This window comes from Bacillus sp. FSL M8-0049 (assembly GCF_038593355.1).
GTDB classification, from domain to species: Bacteria; Bacillota; Bacilli; order Bacillales; family Bacillaceae; genus Bacillus; species Bacillus safensis.
The window spans coordinates 636,702-657,948 of record NZ_CP151986.1 but is presented as its reverse complement, the minus strand read 5'-3'; the positions used below and the strand labels follow the sequence as shown (position 1 = coordinate 657,948).

The following is a 21,247-nucleotide window of genomic DNA, read 5'->3' as shown; positions in this document are numbered from 1 at the left end:
CTTTCTACACAACAGATTTGACATCAGGCGCTAAAATGAGCGGCGCCTCTGTCGCCCTCATGACATCTTCCGGCTGAAACGGCGGCATGACTTCACGCAAAATGAGCAGCTGTGATTTGACCTCAATGACTGCCATATCCGTAATAATCAGATCTACACAAGACTTAGCAGTTAAGGGCAGCGTGCAGGCTGCTTTTATCTTAGATTGTCCATGTTTATCAAGGTGGCTCATCACGACCACCACCTTTTTCGCTTTTTGCGCAAGTTCAATCGCTCCACCCATACCCGGCACTCGTTTCCCTGGTACAATCCAATTGGCAAGATCCCCATGACTGCTGACTTCAAGTGCACCTAAAATGGTCATATCCAGCATCCCTTTGCGAATGATGCCAAAAGCGGTTGTGCTGTCCATATATGTTCCGCCTTTTGTTAACGTAATGGGAAAACCCCCGGCATTGCACAAATTCGGATCTTCTTCGCCTCGTGCTGGTGAAGCGCCTGCTCCCATAATGCCGTTTTCTGCATGCAGCCACACCTCGTAATGTGCTGGAATGTACTCAGCTGCAAGGGTCGGGATGCCGATCCCAAGATTCACAATCATGCCATCTTCAATTTCCTGTGCCGCGCGTTTGGCTATGCGGTGTCTTAAATCGATGTCTCCCATGCCCATGTCCAGTTCACTCCTTTTGATTGCACGATCTGGTTCACAAATACGCCTGGTGTGACGATTTCCTCTGGATGAAGCCCGCCCACAGGCACAATCTCTTCTACCTCCGCAATGGTCCAGTCTCCTGCCATCGCCACAATCGGGTTTGTATTCCGTGCACTTTTATCAAAAATCAGGTTGCCTGCTTCATCTGCTTTGAGGGCATTCACAATCGCGATATCCGCAGTCAGTGCAGGCTCAAGAATATACTTCTTTCCATCCAGCTGAACCAATTGTTTCTCATCAAGATTGAGGCTATCCATGCCGATATCTGTCACAATGCCCGCTAAACCCATCCCGCCTGCCCTGATCTTTTCTGCTAGGATGCCCTGCGGGTAAAAAAGAACGTCTAGTGTACCTGCCTGCATTTTCTGCCCGGCAATTGGATTTGAGCCAATATGAGAGGCAATGATTTTCTTCACTCTTCCTTCTGTGATCAGCCTGCCAACACCGATTTGCGGGAAGCCTGCATCGTTTCCGATCAATGTCAGGTCTTTGATATTGGCTTCTAGGATGGCATCGATCAATGATGGCGGGGACCCCACACCGCCAAAGCCGCCAAACATGATGGTCATTCCGTCTCTAAAATGCGTGATGACTTGATCAAAGTTCGCTGTTTTGTTCATCATCTTTCCTCCCTACATGGCAGATGGGAAAAACCCTCTATTGATGACTTCTTGCTCGACCTGCGTCATTGTCTGCCCGAATAAATGAATCAGTTCATCCATCTCCTGCTGCGTAATGGAAAGCGGCGGTGCGATCATGACCGCTGCACCTCCCACACCATCCTCTCCAGCGCTTGCTGGGTAAACAAGCAAACCATTTTGCTTGGCCGTCTCCACAACTAAATGCGTCATTTGAGCATGGGCAGGAAATGGTGTTTTCGATAATCGGTCTGCGACAAACTCAATGCCAATGAGCAGTCCCTTTCCTCTCACATCCCCTATGATGGAATGTTTTGTTTGCAAATCCTTTAAAGCATTCATTAAATATCGGCCAGACAGATCAGCCCGTTCTGAAAGCTGGTGTTTTTTCATGTATCGAATGACAGCCAGTGAGACGGCTGCTGAAAGCGGATTGCCGCTATAAGTGTGGCCTGCCATCACAGAGCCCGAACCGCTGAGAATCGGTGCAATCACATGATCCGCTGAGACAGCTGCCGCAATTGGTGAATAGCCGGCGCTCATGCCTTTTCCGAGTACCATAATATCTGGTACGACGCCCCAATGTTCCATGGCAAACATTTTCCCAGTTCGTCCAAAGCCTGTCATGACTTCATCTGCAATCATTAAAATATCGTTTTCCTCACAAACTCGCTTCATCGCCGCAAAATATCCATCTGGCGGAACAAGCGCCGCGCCCGCTGCTCCAACAATCGGCTCTGCAATAAAAGCCGCAATCCTCTCTTTTCCTATACGCTGAATGACAGTTTTAAATTCCTGTACATACCATTCGACCTGCTTGCTTTCTTCCTTTGGCAGCCACGAACGGTAGCTGTATGGCGGAGACAGCACCGGGTGTTTTTCGAGCAGTGGTTCAAAGCGCTCTCTCCTTGCAATATGACCTGACATCGACAGCGCACCGAGTGTGATGCCGTGATAACTCATCCATCTTGAAATGATGTGATTCTTCTCAGCCTTCCCCTGCTCCTGCCAATGCTGAATGGCAATTTTCATGGCGGTCTCTGTTGCCTCTGATCCGCTTCCGACAAAAAAAGACCAGTTCAGGTTCCCTGGGCAGAGCGTACTCAATTCATAGGCAAGTTCTTCTGCTGGTTCATTTGTGAATTGTGACCTGTACGTAAAGCTCACCTTTTCCGCTTGCTCTGTCATGGCATCAATGATGTCTCGTATGCCATGTCCAATACTCGCCGTGACAGCACCCGATGAGCCGTCTAAATATTTTTTCCCGTCCCGATCATATAAATAAATCCCCTCTCCTTTCACAGCCACAGGATAATGCTGATTCAACATCGGTTTGATTAAGTAATCCCGGGTCTCCACTTTGTCATTCCTCCCTCTCTCGTCAGCAGCTGCATCTTTCTTTTTTCATGAATCGCAAGAAAATTTTGTATACTTGTTATAAGATTAGCTTAATCAAGAGGGCAGTCATCCTCCATTCGCCACATGCCCGAATTTCACACGCATTTTTTATACATCGTGTATAAGAGTGTTCAAAAGGAGGTCATGAGTCTATGGCGATTCTCGTCAAAGATGCACTCTCGCTCGATATCATGAAAGAAACAAAGCTGCTTGCTGGGGAAAATGGACTGGACCGTCTCATTCAGTGGGTGACCATTGTGGAAATTATCGAAGATACTTCAAGGCTTTCAGAAGGGGAACTGCTCGTCACAACCGGCTTTGGGCTTGCAGACAATCAGGAAAGGCGCACCCGGCTTGAGGAGCTGATTCAATCTCAACGTCTATCAGCCATTGCGATTTATAAAGGCGTATACTTAACAGAAATTCCGGCATCACTGATCGAAGCTGCCAAAAACAGCGGCATTCCACTCATCGAGATTCCTTCACATGTCAACTTCTCAGACATTACAAAAGCCGTCCTAGAGCAAATCGTCAGCAGCCAGCTCCATCAGCTTAAATATTCTTCAGCCATTCACCAAAGACTGACCCATTTAAATGTCAGCAATAAAAATGTCACACAAATTACAGATGAGCTGGCACACCTCACTTCGGCGAACATCGTTGTGCTTGATGTTTTTTTACATCAAACAGCAGCTCATCTCATAAAAGATGAAGTGACGTACGCTCCTGCTTTTGGCTTTCTGACAGATCATGAACCAATCGAAACGACGCCTCTTCTCAAGCAGGCTGAGGAGAAAGGACGGCTCGTTTATGACACGTGCGGTGCGTTTGTCCTCGCTGCATGTCCAGTGATTGCGATGGGCGATATTTTCGGATTTATTGTATCTTTAAAGAAAAAGGATGCGTGGCATCATCTCGACGCGATTGCCATCGAGCATGCCGGGGCGGTGTATGCGATTGAATGGCTGAAGCAAAAAGCCATTCAAGATACAGAAAACCAAATGCAAGGTCATTTGTTAGATGATATTTTGCAGCAGCAATACACAGAAGAAAGCTATGTGGTCGAACAGGCAACAAAGCTGCAATACGATATGAGCGATGAGCAGGTGGTCATCTACTTTCAATTTCAGCATCAGCACACACAGCTCGATCACCAAATGATGCAGCGCCTGTCTCAATTGCTCACGTCGATATTTGAACGCAGACATATTCCTTTTTTACTTAAAACAAGGCTCGATTCCATTTTTGTTCTTACGCCAGCAGGTAAAAAAGCATTTCAAGAAGCGGAGTGGTATCGCGCAGCAGAGGAGTGCCGGAGCACTTGGTCTTATTTTTTTCCCGTCCATCCGATTGTGATTGGAATCGGGAGAGCCTATGACCAGATCGGTCTCTTTTCAAAAAGCGCGAAGGAAGCACAGTATGCAGCAAGGCTTCTTCCACTTTTAAAGACAGACGAATGCATCATTCATTATCAGAAGCTCGGCTTGTACGGGATGCTGCTTGAAATGAATGAAGCGGGTATGAATTTGCATGACTTTTACGTGGAGCTGTTAAGTCCCTTGCTTTATACGAAAAAACAGGGGGCTGACCTGATCCATACACTCGAAGTGTATTTGACACACAATGAAAATATTCAAAAATCTGCGGGGGAATTGTTTATTCACAGGCATACATTAAGCTATCGCTTAAAACAAATTGAAACGAGAACAGGCTGCAGCCTCAAATCCACGGATGACCGGATGAAGCTGCAGCTCAGTATCATGGCGTACCGCCTATCTGGTCTGCTTGATCAGATGAGAACCATTTCATGATTCATTCGGCGTTTTCACCCATAGATTCATATCTTCAATTTTGTCAAAAATATAGCAGTTGTTTTGGAAACGCCCGGTATACGTATAGCCGAGCTGATAAAACACTTGGTTCATTCCATAGGACAGTGCACGTGCGAGAGAATAAAAGACATAGATGTGCATGGATTGAAGTTCTTTTTCGAGTGCTAGAATCAAATGATGCATGAATCCTAGTTTTCTGTATGATGGAAGGGTCGCACAATCTGTTAATTCCGCATGACCATACGGCGCATTGATTTCAGCGGATGCCGCACTCACAATGTGCCCGTCATGTTCAACGGCATAAAAGACGGTCCCTTCCTCCATCACCTTTTGGATGTAATCTGGCTCATTCATTGGCGTAGGATACGTTTCAAAAACGGTATCATAGAGCTTTGCCAGCTTGTGAATATCCTGCGTATCCGCTTTCCTCATCACATACTCATCCTGCCAAGTGCCTTGGTCTTTTTTGAGAGGCTTTTTCTGAATAGACGCAACAATTTCATCTTCCTTCAGCCAATACGGGCTGTTCATCCGATCCTCCGTCAGAAAGAGCGACATGCCGTACGCATCACTTCCAAGGAAATAATGAGAAAACACGCCTTCAAGCCGAAAGCCTTTTTCTAAAAAAAGAGGCATATGCTCACGCCTGACTTTCACAATGACCTTAGAAGCCTTGCAGTCTGCCGCTTCCTTTAGAACCGACTGAATCACATCCCTCACCCTGCCGCTGTAGTCATCCAAACGGATGCGCTCATTAAATGAATCAATACAGATCGAGGCAGAAAAACGCTCGTTTGCAAGTTCCTTCAATTGCACCATATACTCATCCTCTCTTATAAATCAGCTAATAAAAAAAATCCAAATGGAAAATGAAACAATGACGATACCAGAAAAAATCGACATGATCATATACCTAATGGCTGAGCCTTTTTTGGCTTTGTTTTGCTTTCTCGCTTCATACATGATGAGATTGGAGAACAGTATAAATAAAATAAGTAACACAATTGCTAATAGAATGATTCCTTGAATGACCATGCTGCCTCCTCATAAACTCGTCATCCCATACTACTTCTTCATATTCAATCATCATCCCTTCTCATGAACAAAAAACACCTTTCCATCTCGTCAGATAGAAAGGTGTTTTGATTAAACGTTCTTCCCTGCAGCCTTCAGCGCACGGGCACCGATGTCACGGCGATAAAATAGACCTGGCTGTATGATTTCTTCAACCGCTTCATACACTCTTGATCTTGCCGCTTCAAATGTGTCGTCAAATGCGGTCACATTCGCTACACGGCCGCCATTTGTGACGAATTGATCGTTTTCTTTTTTTGTTCCTGCGTGGAAGGTCACAACATCAGGCACAGTCGTTTGCAAGGCACCGATCGGTGTGCCTTTTGCGTAGTCCTCAGGGTACCCTTCTGATGCTAGAACCACACTAACAACTGCAGTGTCTTTCCACTGTAAGTCCACATCTTTTCCATCAAGAATATCGAGGAAGACTTGGACTAGATCTGATTCAAGACGAGGGAGAACCACCTGCGTTTCAGGGTCGCCAAAGCGTGCATTGAATTCAATCACCTTTGAGCCTTCTGGTGTCAGCATTAAGCCCGCATATAAAATGCCTGTAAATGGACGCCCTTCTTGCACCATCGCGCGAGCTGCCGGTTTGACGACATCTTCCACCGCTTTTTGGACCACTTCATCTGAAATTTGCGGAACTGGTGAATAAGCGCCCATTCCGCCGGTATTCGGCCCTTTGTCATCTTCAAAGGCACGTTTGTGATCCTGCGCAATCACCATCGGGTACACCTTTTCTCCGTTGACAAAGGCCATGAGTGAAAATTCTTCGCCTGTTAAAAATTCTTCGATGACAACAGATGCACTTGCATCGCCAAACTTTTCATCCTTTAAGAAATCATGCAGACAATCGACCGCCTCTTCCAGCGTCATGGCCACTGTGACGCCTTTTCCTGCGGCAAGCCCGTCTGCTTTAATAACAATCGGCGCACCCTTTTCTTCCACATATGCTTTTGCTTCTTCAAACGATGTAAAGGTAGCGTAAGCAGCCGTCGGGATATCGTAATTCTTCATTAAATCTTTTGCAAATTCCTTTGAGCCTTCAATGACCGCAGCTTTTGCATTCGGTCCAAATACCTTTAGACCTGCTTCTTCAAATGCATCAACGACACCTGCGATTAAAGGAACCTCTGGACCGACAATGGTTAAGCCGATTTCGTTTTCTTTTGCAAAACGAATTAATGACTCATGATCGCCTTCGTCGATTGGTACAAGCTTCGCAGCATCTGTCATTCCATCATTGCCGGGTGCGACAAATACTTGGCTGACAAGTTCACTTTGATTCACTTTCCATGCGATGGTATGCTCTCTTCCGCCTCTGCCGATAATTAGTACGTTCACACTGTCATCCCCTTAATGTTTGAAATGTCTAACGCCAGTGAAGACCATGGCGATGCCGTATTCATCTGCCTTTTGAATCGATTCTTCATCACGAATAGATCCGCCTGGCTGAATGATCGCTGTGACGCCTGCCTTTGCAGCAGCTTCCACTGTATCGCCCATTGGGAAGAATGCATCAGAGCCTAGTGCGCTTCCTTTTGCCTTTTCACCTGCTTGCTCAATGGCAATGTTAGCTGAGCCCACACGGTTCATTTGACCAGCACCGATCCCTGCTGTCATTTGATCTTTCGCAAGGACAATAGCATTTGATTTCACATGCTTGACGACTTTCCAAGCTAGCTTTAAGTCTTTCCATTCGTCTTCTGTTGGTTCTCTTTTCGTTGGAATAGAAATAGTTGCTTCCTCTAAGCCATACGTGTCAATATCCTGAACAAGCAATCCGCCGTGGACACTTGTCAGCTGTTTTTCTTTTTTCCCGAGATCCGCTTCTACATCTAATGTTAATAGACGAAGGTTCTTTTTCGCCGTTAACACGTCAAGGGCTTCTTGGCTGAACGATGGGGCGATGACAATTTCTAAGAAAATCGTATGCAGCACGTCAGCTGTTTGTTTGTCTACTTCACGGTTAAGTGCCACAATGCCGCCAAAAATAGAAGTTTCATCTGCCTTGAATGCTCGGTCAAATGCTTCTGCAATCGTTTCTCCTGTACCAACGCCGCACGGGTTCATATGCTTCACAGCGACAGCTGCCGGCTCTGTGAATTCACGTACAATTTGGAGAGCTGCATCTGCATCCTTGATATTGTTGTAGGAAAGTTCTTTTCCATGTAATTGCTTTGCAGTAGCCAAAGAACCTTTGGCTGGAAGAGCATTTTCATAGAAAGTCGCCGCTTGGTGCGGGTTTTCTCCATAACGAAGGGATTGTTTTTTCTCAAACGTGACAGTGAACTGTTCTGGCTCTGTTTCGCCCACAAAGTTTGTTAAGTAATCCGCAATCAGAGCATCGTATGCAGCCGTATGACGGAATACCTTGGCAGCGAGCTCACGTTTTTTCTCGAGTGACACGCCGCCTTCTTTGATTTGCTGAATGACTGTATCATAGTCACGAGGATCGACAATCACGGTGACGTCTTGGTGGTTTTTTGATGCTGCACGAAGCATTCCCGGTCCGCCAATATCAATGTTTTCAATCGCTTCTTCATACGTCACATCGTCTTTTGAGATCGTCTCTTTGAATGGATAGAGATTCACGACAACAAGATCAATCGGCTGAATGCCATGCTTTTCAATCTGTGCCATATGCTCATCGTTTTCTCTCACTGCTAAAAGTCCGCCATGAATGTTCGGGTGAAGTGTTTTGAGTCGTCCGTCCATGATTTCAGGGAATCCAGTGACTTCTGAAATTCCAATGACATCAATGCCGTTCTCTTGAAGAAGCTTATGTGTACCTCCAGTTGAAATCACTTCAACGCCAAGTTCTGTTAATTCTTTCACAAAAGGTACAAGATTCGTTTTATCGGAAACACTGATTAATGCGCGTTTGATCGTCATGCCTTCGTCACCTCATTAAGATAATTCTAAAAGTGATTTGATCACTTTTGGATATAGTGTGTGTTCTAGTTCATGCATTCTTTTTTCAATCGATTCAAGCTCTTCCCCTTGTTCGATATAAATCGCGGCTTGGTCAATAATCGGGCCGGTATCCATACCTTCATCGACAAAATGGACAGTGATGCCTGCCACTTTGACGCCTGCTTGATAGGCTTGTCCAATGGCATCCAGCCCTGGGAAGGCTGGCAGCAAGGACGGGTGGATATTGACAATTTTCCCTCTGAATGCTTCAAGTAATGTCGGACCAATCAGTCTCATATACCCAGCAAGGAAAATCCATTCCACTTCATGCAGCCTAAGCTGTTCAATGATCGTTTGTTCAAAAGCGGCTTTATTCGGAAAAGCCTTCGGGGTAAAGGCAAAGGAAGGAATGCCCTCTTTCTCAGCTCGCTCCAGCACCTTTGCACCCGGTTTATCACAAATCACAATGGCGGCCTCTGCCTGCCACTGTTCTTTTTTTAATGAATCCATAATGGCTTGAAAATTCGTCCCGCTTCCAGAGGCGAAGATCGCAAACTTCTTCATGAGAGGCTTCCACCGCCGAATGTGACACCTTCTCCTTTTTGAACACGGCCGATGAGAAATGCTTTCTCTCCGTCTTCTTCAAGTCCTCTGATCACTTCGACAAGGTCATCTTCTTTTACCGCTAAGACAAAACCAATGCCCATATTAAACACGTTGAACATTTCTTCAGCCTTTAACTGTCCTTTTTCTTGAATAAAGGAGAAAATTGGCGGTACTGGCCATGAGCCGTTATCAATCTCAACGCCAAGCCCTTCAGGCAGCATACGCGGTAAATTTTCAATAAAGCCGCCGCCTGTCACATGTGCCATGCCGTCAATCTTGCCAGCTTTCACTTGTTTGAGAACAGGCTTCACATAAATTTTGGTCGGTTCAAGCAGCTCTTCTCCAAGCGGTCTTGTAAAAGGTTCATACGTTTGATGCAGATCCAGACCAGCGTCTTCCAGCAATACTTTACGAACGAGGGAGTACCCATTGCTATGAATTCCGCTTGAGCTGAGTCCAATAAGCAAGTGCCCCTCTTTAATGCTCTCTCCTGTCACGATTTCATCCTTTTCAACGACGCCTACTGAAAAACCAGCAATATCATATTCATCTTCTGTGTAAAGACCCGGCATTTCTGCTGTTTCTCCGCCGACAAGCGCTGAACCAGACTGCTCACAGCCGTCAGCCACACCTTTGACGATTGATTCAATTTTTATCGGATCTGCTTTACCAACTGCTAAGTAATCTAAGAAAAAGAGCGGCTCTGCCCCTTGTGCCAGCACATCGTTCACACACATTGCCACGGCATCAACACCGATCGTATCGTGTTGATCCATTAAAAAGGCAAGCTTTAATTTTGTTCCGACACCATCTGTTCCTGAGACAAGAACGGGCTTTTTGTATGACAGCTCAGATAAATCAAACATACCGCCAAATCCGCCTAGAGCACCCATGACGCCTGCTCTTTTTGTACGTTCTACGTGTGTTTTCATTCGTTTGACGGCTTCGTATCCTGCTTCGATGTCGACACCGGCGTTTTTATATGCTTCTGACATCCCATTCACTCCTTTTAGCTGCTTCTCTTCCATTTATTTTCAGCAGAATGAAAGAGCAGCATATCAAATCATCTTGACTGCTGCTCCTTTATTCGATTATTTCGTCAGTGCTGTTTCCTTCACATGCGGAAGAACAGTATCTTCATAAATTTCAGTCGGGTATTTCCCAGTAAAGCATGCTAAACATTGACCGCGCTGCGGATCATCATACTTCCTGCCAATCCCGTCCATTAAACCGTCTACAGATAAAAATGCAATGGAGTCTGCACCGATTTCCTGTCTAATTTCTTCCACTGAATGAGAAGAAGCAATCAGCTCTTCATGTGTGGACGTATCAATTCCATAAAAACATGGATGTGCGATTGGCGGTGAACTAATGCGGACATGGACTTCCGTCGCACCCGCTTCTCTTAGCATCGTCACAATGCGGCGGCTCGTAGTTCCGCGTACGATGGAATCATCCACCATCACGACACGTTTTCCTTCGACGACCCCGCGCACAGCAGACAGCTTCATGCGCACGCCCTGCTCACGCAATGCTTGAGACGGCTGGATAAAGGTCCGTCCGACATAACGATTTTTAATTAAACCGAGCTCATATGGAATACCTGTTGCTTCGGCATATCCAATTGCTGCAGAAATACTCGAATCTGGTACACCTGTCACGACATCTGCTTCGACATGCGCTTCCTCGGCAAGCTTTTTGCCAAGGTTCTTTCTCGCACTATGCACGTTGATGCCGTTGATATTGCTGTCAGGTCTTGAGAAATAAATGTATTCCATGCTGCACATGCTGCGGTTAATGTTCATGGAGAAGCGTTCAGATTTCATGCCTTCATCATTAATGATCAGCATTTCGCCAGGCTCCACATCTCGTAAATACGTGGCACCGACAACATCAAATGCACATGTTTCAGAAGCAACAACATACGCGTCCCCAAGCATACCAAGTGAAAGCGGACGTAAGCCGTTCGGATCAAGTGCCACAATCATTTCTGTTTCCGTCATAATTAAGAAAGCATATGCGCCTTTAAGCATGGACAGGGCATTTTTGATCTGCTCTTTCAATTCAACATAGCCGCTGCGCTTAATTAAATGAGCGAGCACTTCAGTGTCAGAAGATGTTTGGAATATACTCCCCTGGTTCTCTAGCTGCTGCTTTAATTGCGTTGCATTCACTAAGTTCCCATTATGAGCAAGGGCAAGACTGCCGTTGTTTTGCGAGCGGAAGAAGAGGGGCTGCACATTTTCAAAGCCGCCTCCGCCTGCTGTCGCATACCGAACGTGTCCGATCGCTCCTTTGCCTTTCAGATCCTTTAGCTCACCGTTTTGAAAGACTTCCGTAATCAGTCCAAGGCCTTTATGTGCCGTCAGGTTTTCACCATCTGTTGCAATGATTCCCGCACCCTCTTGTCCTCGGTGCTGAAGGCTATGCAATCCGTAATATGTGATTTGCGGGGCTTCTTCGTGTCCCCAAACCCCAAAGACGCCACACTCTTCGTTTAAGCCTCTGATTTCAGCAAGCATGGGATCGCTCCTTTCCATGCGCGTTCAAGCTCGTTGACCGCTGCATGAATCCATTGTTGTCCTTTTTGATTTTTGACAGTGAATACACCATCATTTGTGACCGTTCCAACTTCTTTCGCATCTTTGACAGCCGCAGCAAACGCTTCGCGGTGCTCTGGTTTCACTGTGACAACAAAACGTGACTGTGTTTCACTGAATAGTGAAGCTTCGCTGTTTAAATCAATTTGGATATGAGCGCCAAGACCGTCTGTTCCAAATGTACTTTCAGCAAGTGCAACACCAAGACCGCCTTCAGACACATCGTGAGCTGATTGAACAAGTCCGTTTTGAATCGCAGCAAGAAGGGCTTCCTGACGAGTGAGCTCTACATCCAAATCAATTTCTGGTGCTTTTCCGTAAATACGGCCTTCTGTCATCTTTTGAAGCTCACTGCCTGCAAATTCTTCCTTCGTCTCACCAATGACGAAAATCACATCGCCAGCCTGCTGGAACGACTGCGTCGTAATATGAGCTGTATCCTCAACCAAACCAACCATCCCAATGACTGGTGTTGGGTAAATCGCTGTACCATTTGATTCGTTATATAAAGAGACGTTACCACCGATAACTGGTGTGCTTAGCTTGCGGCACGCTTCACTAATACCGTCAGCAGATTTTTCAATTTGCCAGAAAATTTCTGGTTTTTCTGGGTTACCGAAGTTCAGGTTATCTGTTACTGCAAGCGGACGAGCGCCTGAGCACACAATGTTACGTGCTGCTTCTGCGACTGCGATTTTCCCGCCGACCTCTGGATCAAGGTACAGATAACGTGCGTTACAATCGGTTGTCATCGCAAGGGCTTTTTTCGTTCCGCGGATTCTTAAAACGCCCGCATCAGAGCCTGGTGCAACGACTGTATTTGTCCGAACCATGTAGTCATATTGGTCATAAACCCATTCTTTACTTGCAATTGTCGGCTGCTGGAGAAGCTGCTTTAACGTGTCAGCTGCATCTGTGATAGCAGGTGCTTCAACTTTTGTTTCTAAAAACTCACGATAGTATGCAGGCTCACTTGACGGCTTGTGATAAACCGGCGCTTCTTCTGCAAGGGCATCAACAGGAAGCTCACATACTACTTCACCTTGATGAAGTAAACGAAGCATTTTATCGTCTGTCACATGACCGACTGATACCGCTTCAAGATCGTATTTTTCAAAAATATCAATGATTTCTTGTTCACGGCCTTTTTCAATGACCAGAAGCATTCTCTCTTGAGATTCAGACAGCATCATTTCGTATGCTGACATGCCTGTTTCACGCTGCGGGATAAGGTCTAGATTCATCTCGATACCAGAACCTGCTTTACTCGCCATTTCCGCACTTGAGCTTGTTAAGCCAGCCGCTCCCATATCCTGAATTCCAACGAGTGCATCGTTTTTGATGACTTCAAGGCACGCTTCAAGCAGCAGTTTTTCCATGAATGGATCACCGACTTGAACTGCTGAGCGTTTTTCTTCTGATTCATCAGAAAATTCCTCAGATGCAAATGTTGCACCGTGAATTCCGTCACGTCCCGTTTTGGCACCAACGTACATGACCGTGTTGCCGACACCTTTTGCCTGCCCTTTTTTGATGTCTTCATGGTTGATTAATCCAACACACATTGCATTTACGAGCGGGTTGCCTTCATAGCTTTGATCGAAATGAACCTCTCCGCCGACTGTTGGAATTCCGATACAGTTTCCATAGCCTGCGATCCCTGCCACTACTTCTTCAAACAAGTACTTCACGCGAGGTGAAGTCAGTTCACCAAAACGAAGAGAGTTTAATACAGCAATTGGACGCGCACCCATGGAGAATACATCACGGATAATTCCGCCGACACCTGTCGCCGCTCCTTGATACGGTTCAATCGCAGATGGATGGTTATGTGATTCGATTTTAAATACAACCGCTTGGTTGTCTCCAATATCAACGATCCCAGCGCCTTCCCCAGGACCTTGAAGGACGTGCTCTCCTTTTGTCGGGAATTTGCTTAAAACAGGCTTTGAGTTTTTATAACTGCAATGCTCTGACCACATGACAGAAAAAATGCCCGTTTCTGTGTAGTTTGGCAGCCTGCCAATAATGGATTCGATTAAAGCGAATTCTTCATCACTCAATCCCATTTGCTGATACAATTTCTCTTCTTTAATTTGCTTGTGACTTGGTTCAAGCAGTAGTGACATGAGTGTCCCTCCAATTTTTCACGATAGATTGAAACAATTTAAGTCCGTCTGCGCTGCCTAGTAATGAATCAACCGCGCGCTCAGGGTGCGGCATCATGCCGAGTACATTGCCCTCTTCATTCGTTACACCTGCAATACGATTCACACTGCCGTTAATATCGTCTCCGTAAGTGAAAGCGATTTGGCCGCGTTCAATGAGCTTCGCTAAAGTGTCTTCGTCACAGTAGAAGTTGCCTTCACCGTGCGCTACAGGAATCGTAATGGATTCGCCTTTTTGATAACCGCTTGTAAATTGCGTTTCGTTGTTTTCTACAATGAGTTCAACTGGACGACAGATAAATTTCAAGTCTTTATTTCGTCTCATCGCACCCGGAAGAATGCCTAGCTCCTGAAGAATTTGGAACCCGTTACAAACACCAAGAACAGGTTTTCCTTCCTCAGCTGCTTTTTTCACCGCCGGCATGATGTTTGAGAAGCGGGCGATCGCACCACATCTTAAGTAATCCCCATAAGAGAAACCGCCTGGTACGAGTACACCGTCAAATCCGTCAAGACTCGTTTCGTCGTGCCATACATATTCAACTTGTTCACCTAACTCATCTTGAATCGCATGGTACATATCGATATCACAGTTAGAGCCAGGCAAGACGATCACTGCAAACTTCACTGTGCGACAACCTCCTCCACCTCATAGCGGTAATCTTCAATCACCGTGTTGGCAAGTAATTTTTCGCACATTTCTTTGACGACTGTGTCTAAATCACGATCTGATTTTTCAATGACAAGCTCCATGTATTTCCCGATACGGACATCCTTTACTTCCTGATAAGACATGCTGTGCAAAGCGTGCTGCACGGCACTTCCTTGTGGATCAAGAACGCTCTCTTTTAAGCTGACAAAAATTTTCACTTTATACATGTTTATGGCCTCCAAGTCTTTTGAAAATTTCTTCGTATGCATTCGTTAAGCCGCCCAGGTTTCGTCTGAACACGTCTTTATCAAGCTTTTCGTTTGTATCTTTGTCCCAAAGCCTGCACGTATCAGGTGAAATCTCATCAGCTAGCAAAATACGATTCTCGTGATCTATTCCGAATTCAAGCTTGAAATCAATTAAATTCACATGGCAGTCTGAGAAGATTTGTTTTAACTCTTCATTCACTTGTCTTGTGATTTGTTTCATTTCCTCGACCTGCTCTGGTGTCGCTGCATGTAAAATGCGGATATGATCTTCTGTAATGAGCGGATCGCCGAGCGCATCATCTTTGTAGTAAAACTCAATCAAAGGTGTGTCCAGTTTCGTTCCCTCTGGAATGCCGAGGCGTTTTGACATACTGCCTGCCACTACATTTCGTACAACCACTTCAAGCGGAACAATCTGTACCTTTTGAATGAGCTGCTCTGTTTCAGTAAGGCGTTTCACAAAGTGATTGTTGATTCCTTTCTCATGCAGCATTTGAAAGATTAAGCTCGAAATTTCGTTGTTCAGTCTGCCTTTGCCTTCGATTTCGGCTTTCTTTTCGCCGTTAAATGCTGTAGCTGAGTCTTTATATTCGACATATAAAATATGCTCGTCATCGGTCTGATAGATTCTTTTCGCTTTGCCTTCGTAGAGAAGTTCTTGTTTCACAGTCATTCAGGTTGGCCTCCTAATTTGAATGTTGGCAATTTTCAGGATTGGGCGCCTGGCAAGCAGGCGGCCCATTTCTTACGCAAGACCTAGACGTTCGAAAATCATATCGACATTTTTCAAATGATAGTTGTAATCGAAGCAGTCAGCGATTTGTTCCGGTGTTAAGCGTGACGTGATTTTTTCTTCTGCTTCTACTAATGAACGGAACGGTACTTGCTTCTCCCACGCTTCCATTGCCTTTGGCTGAACCGTGTCATATGCCTCTTCACGTGCCATGCCTGTATCGATTAATGCAAGAAGAACGCGCTGTGAGTAAATTAAGCCAAGTGTGCGGTCCATGTTGCGTTTCATGTTCTCAGGGAAAACCGTTAAGTTTTTCACGATGTTTGAGAAACGGTTGAGCATATAGTTCAGTGCAATCGTTGCATCTGGTAAAATGATGCGCTCAGCAGATGAATGAGAAATATCACGCTCATGCCAAAGCGGTACATTTTCATAAGCTGTCAGCATATATCCACGGATCACGCGGGCAATTCCCGTCATATTTTCAGAGCCGATTGGGTTACGCTTATGCGGCATCGCTGATGATCCTTTTTGTCCTTTGGCAAAGAACTCTTCTACTTCACGTGTTTCACTCTTTTGAAGGCCACGAATTTCAACAGCAAATTTCTCAATGCTCGTTGCGACTAAAGCAAGAGTAGCCATGTAATCTGCATGGCGGTCACGCTGCAAGGTTTGGGTTGAAATTGGTGCAGCTTTGATGCCGAGCTTCTCACATACATATTGCTCAACAAACGGGTCGATGTTCGCATATGTGCCAACAGCTCCAGAGATTTTGCCATATTCAATGCCAGCTTTTGCTTGTTTAAAACGTTCTAGGTTACGCTTCATTTCCTCGTACCAAAGAGCAAGCTTCAGGCCAAATGTTGTCGGTTCAGCGTGTACACCGTGTGTACGGCCCATCATGACGGTATATTTGTGCTCTTTTGCTTTTTCTTTTAGTATGTCAACAAATCTCTCAATGTCCTTGAGCAGGATATCGTTCGCCTGTTTTAATAGATATGAAAGCGCCGTATCCACTACGTCTGTCGATGTTAATCCGTAATGAACCCACTTTCTTTCTTCTCCTAGAGATTCAGAGACAGCACGCGTAAAGGCAACCACGTCGTGGCGCGTGTCTTGTTCAATCTCTAAAATACGTCCAATATCAAAGCTTGCATTCTTGCGCATTGTCACAACGTCTTCTTTCGGAATGACGCCAAGCTCTGCCCAAGCTTCACAAGCGAGAATTTCTACTTCAAGCCATGCATTAAATTTGTTTTCCTCTGTCCAGATTGCTGACATTTCTGGTCGTGCGTAACGTTCGATCATTTCCCGTTTCCTCCATCTCTTTCAGTCCATATCTTTGTGATGTTTGTCATCCACTCATCATCGAGCTGTTTCATAAACGTCATATGCCCCATCTTGCGGCCGGCTTTTACTTCATGCTTTCCATATAGATAAAGCTTCGCTTCTTTGAGAAGCTCAGGATGCTCTTTTGGAATGTCCACTTCATCGCCTAATAAATTCACCATCATTCCCTCTGATAAAAGGGCTGTACCGCCAAGCGGCAAACCACATATAGCGCGGACGTGCTGTTCAAACTGACTTGTCTCACATAAATCGAGTGTATAATGACCAGAATTATGCGGGCGTGGTGCCAGTTCATTGACGAGCAGCTTTCCGTCATTTGTCAGGAACAGTTCTACAGCAAGAGTACCAACCAGCCCCAGCTTTTCAGCCAGTGTTGTTGCCAGTTCTTTCGCCTTCTCCTGAATGCGGTTCTCTACCCTTGCAGGTACAATGCTTTGGAACAAAATATTATGCTTATGAATGTTTTCAGCGACTGGGAATACTGCAATCTCTCCATGAACAGAACGAGTGACGATCACTGATAGCTCCATTTGGAATGGAACCCAGCTTTCTAAAATACAAGTTCCATGTGTGAGCAGTGCAGCTGCTTCCTGAAGCTGTCCTTTTTCTTTAATGACGTACTGTCCTTTTCCGTCGTAGCCGCCTCTGCATGTTTTCAGCACGGCTGGCAAACCGAGCACGTCCACTGCGTCTTCCAGCTCTTTTTCATCATGAACGATGCGGTAAGGCGCTACTTCACAGCCTGCGTCTACAATTCCTTTTTTCTCGGTCTCACGATTTTGAGTTAAAAGGAGAAGGTCGCTTCCTTGTGGTAAATAGGCTTCTTCCTTCAGCTGATTGAGTGCATCATAATCAATATTTTCAAACTCATAAGTCACCACATCGCTGATGTCTGCCAGCTTTCGAATCGCTTCAAGGTCACTATATGCGGCTGTGATTTCTTTATCGGCAACCTGTCCGCAAGGAGATTGTGCGACTGGGTCTAGAACTGCTGCCCGGTACCCCATTTGCTTTGCGCTGACAGCCATGTATCTGCCAAGCTGTCCGCCGCCAATGATCCCGATGGTTGCGTTTGGAAAAATGGTCTGCTTAGCCAAGCTGATCACTGCTTTCTAGTACAGTCTGTTTTGTCTGCTCTCTTCTTTCTTCAAGGCGAGCTGCGACCTTTTCATCAAATGCTGAAATCATTTGTGCGGCAAGAAGGCCTGCATTTGTTGCACCGGCTTTGCCAATGGCTACTGTAGCAACTGGTACACCGCCTGGCATTTGAACGATGGATAATAAGGAATCAAGCCCGTTTAGTGCCTTTGATTGTACAGGCACACCAATGACCGGCAGTGTCGTTTTTGCTGCGACCATCCCCGGTAAATGTGCTGCGCCTCCAGCACCGGCAATGATGACCTTTAGTCCTTTACCTCTTGCTTCAGTCGCATATTCAAACATCAAGTCAGGTGTCCGGTGTGCGGATACTACCTGTTTTTCATACGGAATGTTTAATTCCTCTAAGATGTCGCACGCATTTTTCATTGTTTCCCAATCAGATGTACTTCCCATGATGACACCTACAAGCGGCTTCATTTTGTCCCCACCTTTAAGCTGTTATTCGATTTTGTATCGTTTGACACGCTTCCCAAACCTAAGCAGCTTGTCAAACGCCGAACAAAAAGGCCCGGTCTGTATTGCAATGTTAGGAAGCAACACAAACCGGGCCATGGTAAGCGCTGTTCGCTTTTGAAACGCCATGTCAGTTTTGTTCACTATCCTGCATAGTCCAGTCATTTACGGTAACTGGGTAGAAACTTATGGGCCATATTCCCAAGATTATATGAGGCTCGTGTTTTGATTTCATGTTTATCTTAACAACGGATGTTCATGATGTCAACGGATTTATCGAACAATCTACGAAGTCGTCGTTTTAATGTTCGGATTTAGACTATTTTTCCTTCAAATACGATTTTTTTCCCAATCGGAATGATCTGAATCGACCCATTTTCCTTCTTTTCTTGAAAAATCGGTTCCTCCATTCGACGGACAGGCGAGTAGCCTTCCGCTGCCATCTGGGACAACACTTGATCAATCGTCATGTTGTCTTCCACATAGAATTTTTTCTTCTTTGGTTTTGCGGTCATTCTTTAATTCTCCTTTTCTTCACAGCCTTCACCCAGAAGCCACCGTGAATCGATTTGGGCTCATATGAAATGATAAATGCCTTTGAATCCAGCGTCTTAATCGTTTCATATAATTGCAGTTCATATTTTCTCGGTGTTAAAATTTGCAATGCTGTCCGGTCTCCTTCAAGACCGCCTGCTACCCAGCTGGTGACACCATATCCTTTTTCTCTCAATTGTCTTGGGAGATCGACATCCAATTCTTTTGTGATCACGTTAACAGTTGTGTAGCCAAGTGCCAGCTTCTCTTCAATTTTCATCCCGACAATGATCCCCATCCCATAGCCTAGCGCATACGCAATGACATTTTGTATTTGATCTAAGTTATCTAGAACGATACTTAACCCAATGACATAAATGAGCATTTCGATCGTACCCGCAAAAGCAGCTGCGTACCGTCTGCCTTTCATCGTTAAAATCAAACGCATGGTGGAAAAAGAAACATAAACAATATTAATCACTAAAATGATTAAAACCATGGTGAACGCATTGGATAAAAGTTGTTGAAGCACGATTCGAACCCCCTGCACTAAAAAATCAAATAAAGCACCCCATATTCTACTAGAGAACATACCTTGATACAATCAAATTTACGCGATCAAAACACATATATCTTTCGACAACAAGGATGGTGTTTGTTACCAAGAGTTTACCCGTTTTTTTCTCTTCTCAACATGAAAACCTCCTTTTTCAAAAAAGGAGGTTTTCAGTGTGTTTTATCCAAATCGAACAGGAACAAGTGATGGAATCAAATACTCCCCGACTATGCCCCAGAGCAGCGCAATGATGACAAGCTCAACCAATAAAAAGACCCAGCCCACATACATCAAATCTCCACGTACGGCATCATGCTCCGATTGAATCGAGCGAAAGAGCACGACCGCAATCAACTGGAGGCCGACAAACATCATCACAGATATTATGACGGTCACATATGGAATATTCAGCATGGCAAATACAAGCCAAAGGATGGATAAAACCAACACCGGCACAAGCGCAGCACCAAACTTCATGATCACTTCTTTCAGTGATATGTTTCCTTTTAGCATGTACTTTCCGAGCATCCAGACGGTAAGCATCATCAATGTCAACAAAATGAGTGTAAAGACCGCAATCCTCAAAAAGGCGTCACCAAAAGAATAATGAATGCCAAAGCCTAATAAACGGGTCTTTGACGCCTTTAATTGAACATAGTTGCCTAAAGCAAAAAACACGCTGAATAACACAATCGAGATCCAGGCGTACTTCATACGCAATGTTTCCGCTTGATTAATGGCCCGGCTCGGTGATTTTAACATCGCCAGTCCATATGAAACATACCGCTTAAACGCGCCTCCTACACCTTGCAGTATACGCTGTATAGCTGAGCGCTCATCATCCGCTGTTTTTGAGGTTCTTCCTCGTTTTGCAGCGCTGCGGCTGAGGCGGGATTGCCTTGTTTCTTGATCTATTGATGACTCTTCGTTTTTCTTTTCAGATGTCCCCTGATCTTGATCTTTCTCTAACATCTCATATCAACTCCTATCCAATCCTTACAGTGCTAAAAGTGCATGAACTGTTCGGATGACTCCTCTTAAAGTAGCGGAGTCTCTCTATTCAGTCAAGATTCCTTGACGTTCATACGAATAGACGGATAAAAGGCAGCAGAGGTTTTAAAATGGAGAGAAAATAAGACAAAACAAAAAAGCTGACGGCCTCCATCAGCTTTTTATCAATGTTGAAATTCATGGTCAACGATATTGACTCCGCTTTCCTTGCTGGACCCGGAGATTCTCCTGATGAGCGGGGAACCGAGTCTTCTTGGTCGTATCAACCTGTGTAATATGTCCATTATGAATGGTGATGACCACTGATCCATAGTCGATCCCTTTTAAGGCAGATAAAATATAATTCAGCTTTTGTTCATCCATCGCTCATCCCCCTATTTTTGTTTTCGCTCTTTTAAATAGAGAACCTCATTTTCCAGCTCATGAATCGTATAATGCATGAGCGCTTCCTGCTTTTCTTCATGCCCCCATAAAAGGAGCTTTTGAATCAGCACCTGCTTTTTTCGTTCAATCACCTGTCTAAGCCAGCGTGACAAAAGACATCTCCTCCCCTTTTGAATGTCTGCAAGAAAAAAAGGCAC

At 45.2% G+C, this 21,247-nt stretch carries 23 protein-coding genes and 1 riboswitch; of the genes, 1 reads left to right on the top strand and 22 read right to left on the bottom strand.

From position 1 onward, the window contains the following. Nucleotides 1–4: 4 nt before the first annotated feature. The 3 genes from NSU13_RS03300 to NSU13_RS03290 are packed head-to-tail and all read right to left on the bottom strand — an operon-like array spanning nt 5 to nt 2,709. Nucleotides 5–670: a 3-oxoacid CoA-transferase subunit B gene (locus NSU13_RS03300; protein WP_342489847.1), complete on the bottom strand. Its 666-nt coding sequence runs from the start codon at nt 668–670 to the stop codon at nt 5–7. Then, nucleotides 646–1,332, bottom strand: coding sequence for a CoA transferase subunit A (locus NSU13_RS03295; protein WP_041116078.1), 687 nt, complete (start codon nt 1,330–1,332; stop codon nt 646–648). Before NSU13_RS03295 ends, NSU13_RS03300 begins: the two co-directional genes overlap by 25 nt. 12 nt (nt 1,333–1,344) lie before the next feature. Then, entirely contained in the window at nt 1,345–2,709 is a 1,365-nt protein-coding gene (locus NSU13_RS03290) for an aspartate aminotransferase family protein (protein ID WP_024426693.1), read from the bottom strand. A gap of 191 nt (nt 2,710–2,900) precedes the next feature. Here NSU13_RS03290 and NSU13_RS03285 point away from each other — a divergent pair, with 191 nt between their 5' ends. Then, complete coding sequence (locus NSU13_RS03285; protein ID WP_081124058.1) at nt 2,901–4,559, top strand: PucR family transcriptional regulator; 1,659 nt, start codon at nt 2,901–2,903, stop codon at nt 4,557–4,559. Here NSU13_RS03285 and ablB read toward each other — a convergent pair. The 19 genes from ablB to NSU13_RS03190 all read right to left on the bottom strand — a co-directional run bounded on the left by ablB (nt 4,554) and on the right by NSU13_RS03190 (nt 21,202). Beyond that, nucleotides 4,554–5,399 (bottom strand): putative beta-lysine N-acetyltransferase, encoded by an 846-nt coding sequence (ablB, locus tag NSU13_RS03280; protein ID WP_034282832.1) that lies wholly within the window; start codon nt 5,397–5,399, stop codon nt 4,554–4,556. The two genes, NSU13_RS03285 and ablB, sit on opposite strands and share 6 nt — an antisense overlap. A 21-nt stretch (nt 5,400–5,420) precedes the next feature. Beyond that, entirely contained in the window at nt 5,421–5,615 is a 195-nt protein-coding gene (locus NSU13_RS03275; RefSeq protein ID WP_070326825.1) for a hypothetical protein, read from the bottom strand. 111 nt (nt 5,616–5,726) lie between these two features. Then, nucleotides 5,727–7,001 carry a phosphoribosylamine--glycine ligase gene (gene purD / locus NSU13_RS03270; protein WP_342489846.1) on the bottom strand — a complete coding sequence of 425 codons (1,275 nt, stop codon included), beginning with the start codon at nt 6,999–7,001 and terminating at the stop codon, nt 5,727–5,729. Nucleotides 7,002–7,013: 12 nt separating this feature from the next. Next, a complete protein-coding gene (purH, locus tag NSU13_RS03265) occupies nt 7,014–8,552 on the bottom strand; it encodes a bifunctional phosphoribosylaminoimidazolecarboxamide formyltransferase/IMP cyclohydrolase (protein ID WP_024426697.1) in 1,539 nt (512 codons plus the stop codon). Between the two features lie 15 nt (nt 8,553–8,567). Next, nucleotides 8,568–9,137, bottom strand: coding sequence for a phosphoribosylglycinamide formyltransferase (purN, locus tag NSU13_RS03260; RefSeq protein ID WP_046314139.1), 570 nt, complete (start codon nt 9,135–9,137; stop codon nt 8,568–8,570). Further along, the gene (purM, locus tag NSU13_RS03255) at nt 9,134–10,174 is read right to left on the bottom strand and encodes a phosphoribosylformylglycinamidine cyclo-ligase (RefSeq protein ID WP_327825679.1); all 1,041 of its coding nucleotides are present in this window, start codon (nt 10,172–10,174) and stop codon (nt 9,134–9,136) included. Before purM ends, purN begins: the two co-directional genes overlap by 4 nt. Nucleotides 10,175–10,270: 96 nt before the next feature. Beyond that, on the bottom strand, nt 10,271–11,701 hold the full coding sequence (purF, locus tag NSU13_RS03250; protein WP_144496732.1) for an amidophosphoribosyltransferase: 1,431 nt from the start codon (nt 11,699–11,701) through the stop codon (nt 10,271–10,273). After that, nucleotides 11,677–13,908: a phosphoribosylformylglycinamidine synthase subunit PurL gene (gene purL / locus NSU13_RS03245; RefSeq protein WP_211043989.1), complete on the bottom strand. Its 2,232-nt coding sequence runs from the start codon at nt 13,906–13,908 to the stop codon at nt 11,677–11,679. Before purL ends, purF begins: the two co-directional genes overlap by 25 nt. Next, on the bottom strand, nt 13,892–14,575 hold the full coding sequence (gene purQ / locus NSU13_RS03240) for a phosphoribosylformylglycinamidine synthase subunit PurQ (protein WP_024424510.1): 684 nt from the start codon (nt 14,573–14,575) through the stop codon (nt 13,892–13,894). Before purQ ends, purL begins: the two co-directional genes overlap by 17 nt. Next, a complete protein-coding gene (purS, locus tag NSU13_RS03235; RefSeq protein ID WP_003214349.1) occupies nt 14,572–14,826 on the bottom strand; it encodes a phosphoribosylformylglycinamidine synthase subunit PurS in 255 nt (84 codons plus the stop codon). Before purS ends, purQ begins: the two co-directional genes overlap by 4 nt. Continuing rightward, nucleotides 14,819–15,541: a phosphoribosylaminoimidazolesuccinocarboxamide synthase gene (gene purC, locus NSU13_RS03230; protein ID WP_046314143.1), complete on the bottom strand. Its 723-nt coding sequence runs from the start codon at nt 15,539–15,541 to the stop codon at nt 14,819–14,821. Before purC ends, purS begins: the two co-directional genes overlap by 8 nt. Before the next feature lie 72 nt (nt 15,542–15,613). Further along, nucleotides 15,614–16,909 carry an adenylosuccinate lyase gene (gene purB / locus NSU13_RS03225; RefSeq protein WP_008355754.1) on the bottom strand — a complete coding sequence of 432 codons (1,296 nt, stop codon included), beginning with the start codon at nt 16,907–16,909 and terminating at the stop codon, nt 15,614–15,616. Next, entirely contained in the window at nt 16,906–18,048 is a 1,143-nt protein-coding gene (gene purK / locus NSU13_RS03220; RefSeq protein WP_168948582.1) for a 5-(carboxyamino)imidazole ribonucleotide synthase, read from the bottom strand. Before purK ends, purB begins: the two co-directional genes overlap by 4 nt. After that, complete coding sequence (gene purE / locus NSU13_RS03215; RefSeq protein ID WP_024424506.1) at nt 18,041–18,529, bottom strand: 5-(carboxyamino)imidazole ribonucleotide mutase; 489 nt, start codon at nt 18,527–18,529, stop codon at nt 18,041–18,043. The genes purK and purE overlap by 8 nt, the downstream gene beginning before the upstream one ends. A gap of 169 nt (nt 18,530–18,698) precedes the next feature. Continuing rightward, nucleotides 18,699–18,800, bottom strand: a riboswitch (purine riboswitch). Between the two features lie 79 nt (nt 18,801–18,879). Further along, entirely contained in the window at nt 18,880–19,080 is a 201-nt protein-coding gene (locus NSU13_RS03210; RefSeq protein WP_012009137.1) for an NETI motif-containing protein, read from the bottom strand. Continuing rightward, nucleotides 19,077–19,631 carry a DUF2179 domain-containing protein gene (locus NSU13_RS03205; RefSeq protein WP_024424505.1) on the bottom strand — a complete coding sequence of 185 codons (555 nt, stop codon included), beginning with the start codon at nt 19,629–19,631 and terminating at the stop codon, nt 19,077–19,079. The genes NSU13_RS03210 and NSU13_RS03205 overlap by 4 nt, the downstream gene beginning before the upstream one ends. Before the next feature lie 204 nt (nt 19,632–19,835). Then, entirely contained in the window at nt 19,836–20,627 is a 792-nt protein-coding gene (locus NSU13_RS03200; protein WP_211043988.1) for a hypothetical protein, read from the bottom strand. A gap of 222 nt (nt 20,628–20,849) precedes the next feature. Next, nucleotides 20,850–21,029 carry a YezD family protein gene (locus tag NSU13_RS03195; RefSeq protein ID WP_024424503.1) on the bottom strand — a complete coding sequence of 60 codons (180 nt, stop codon included), beginning with the start codon at nt 21,027–21,029 and terminating at the stop codon, nt 20,850–20,852. Between the two features lie 11 nt (nt 21,030–21,040). Next, the gene (locus NSU13_RS03190) at nt 21,041–21,202 is read right to left on the bottom strand and encodes a hypothetical protein (protein WP_166644707.1); all 162 of its coding nucleotides are present in this window, start codon (nt 21,200–21,202) and stop codon (nt 21,041–21,043) included. Nucleotides 21,203–21,247 lie beyond the last annotated feature (45 nt).

Coding starts and splice junctions, on each gene's coding strand:
- NSU13_RS03285 (WP_081124058.1), top strand. CDS start 2,901: ATGGCGATTCTCGTCAAAGATGCACTCTCGCTCGATATCATGAAAGAA.
- purH (WP_024426697.1), bottom strand. CDS start 8,552: ATGACGATCAAACGCGCATTAATCAGTGTTTCCGATAAAACGAATCTT.
- purC (WP_046314143.1), bottom strand. CDS start 15,541: ATGACTGTGAAACAAGAACTTCTCTACGAAGGCAAAGCGAAAAGAATC.
- NSU13_RS03295 (WP_041116078.1), bottom strand. CDS start 1,332: ATGAACAAAACAGCGAACTTTGATCAAGTCATCACGCATTTTAGAGAC.
- purF (WP_144496732.1), bottom strand. CDS start 11,701: ATGCTTGCTGAAATCAGAGGCTTAAACGAAGAGTGTGGCGTCTTTGGG.
- purL (WP_211043989.1), bottom strand. CDS start 13,908: ATGTCACTACTGCTTGAACCAAGTCACAAGCAAATTAAAGAAGAGAAA.
- purM (WP_327825679.1), bottom strand. CDS start 10,174: ATGTCAGAAGCATATAAAAACGCCGGTGTCGACATCGAAGCAGGATAC.
- NSU13_RS03195 (WP_024424503.1), bottom strand. CDS start 21,029: ATGGATGAACAAAAGCTGAATTATATTTTATCTGCCTTAAAAGGGATC.
- NSU13_RS03300 (WP_342489847.1), bottom strand. CDS start 670: ATGGGCATGGGAGACATCGATTTAAGACACCGCATAGCCAAACGCGCG.
- purE (WP_024424506.1), bottom strand. CDS start 18,529: ATGAAGCCGCTTGTAGGTGTCATCATGGGAAGTACATCTGATTGGGAA.
- purS (WP_003214349.1), bottom strand. CDS start 14,826: ATGTATAAAGTGAAAATTTTTGTCAGCTTAAAAGAGAGCGTTCTTGAT.
- purN (WP_046314139.1), bottom strand. CDS start 9,137: ATGAAGAAGTTTGCGATCTTCGCCTCTGGAAGCGGGACGAATTTTCAA.
- NSU13_RS03210 (WP_012009137.1), bottom strand. CDS start 19,080: ATGACCGCAAAACCAAAGAAGAAAAAATTCTATGTGGAAGACAACATG.
- purB (WP_008355754.1), bottom strand. CDS start 16,909: ATGATCGAACGTTACGCACGACCAGAAATGTCAGCAATCTGGACAGAG.
- ablB (WP_034282832.1), bottom strand. CDS start 5,399: ATGGTGCAATTGAAGGAACTTGCAAACGAGCGTTTTTCTGCCTCGATC.
- NSU13_RS03275 (WP_070326825.1), bottom strand. CDS start 5,615: ATGGTCATTCAAGGAATCATTCTATTAGCAATTGTGTTACTTATTTTA.
- NSU13_RS03200 (WP_211043988.1), bottom strand. CDS start 20,627: ATGTTAGAGAAAGATCAAGATCAGGGGACATCTGAAAAGAAAAACGAA.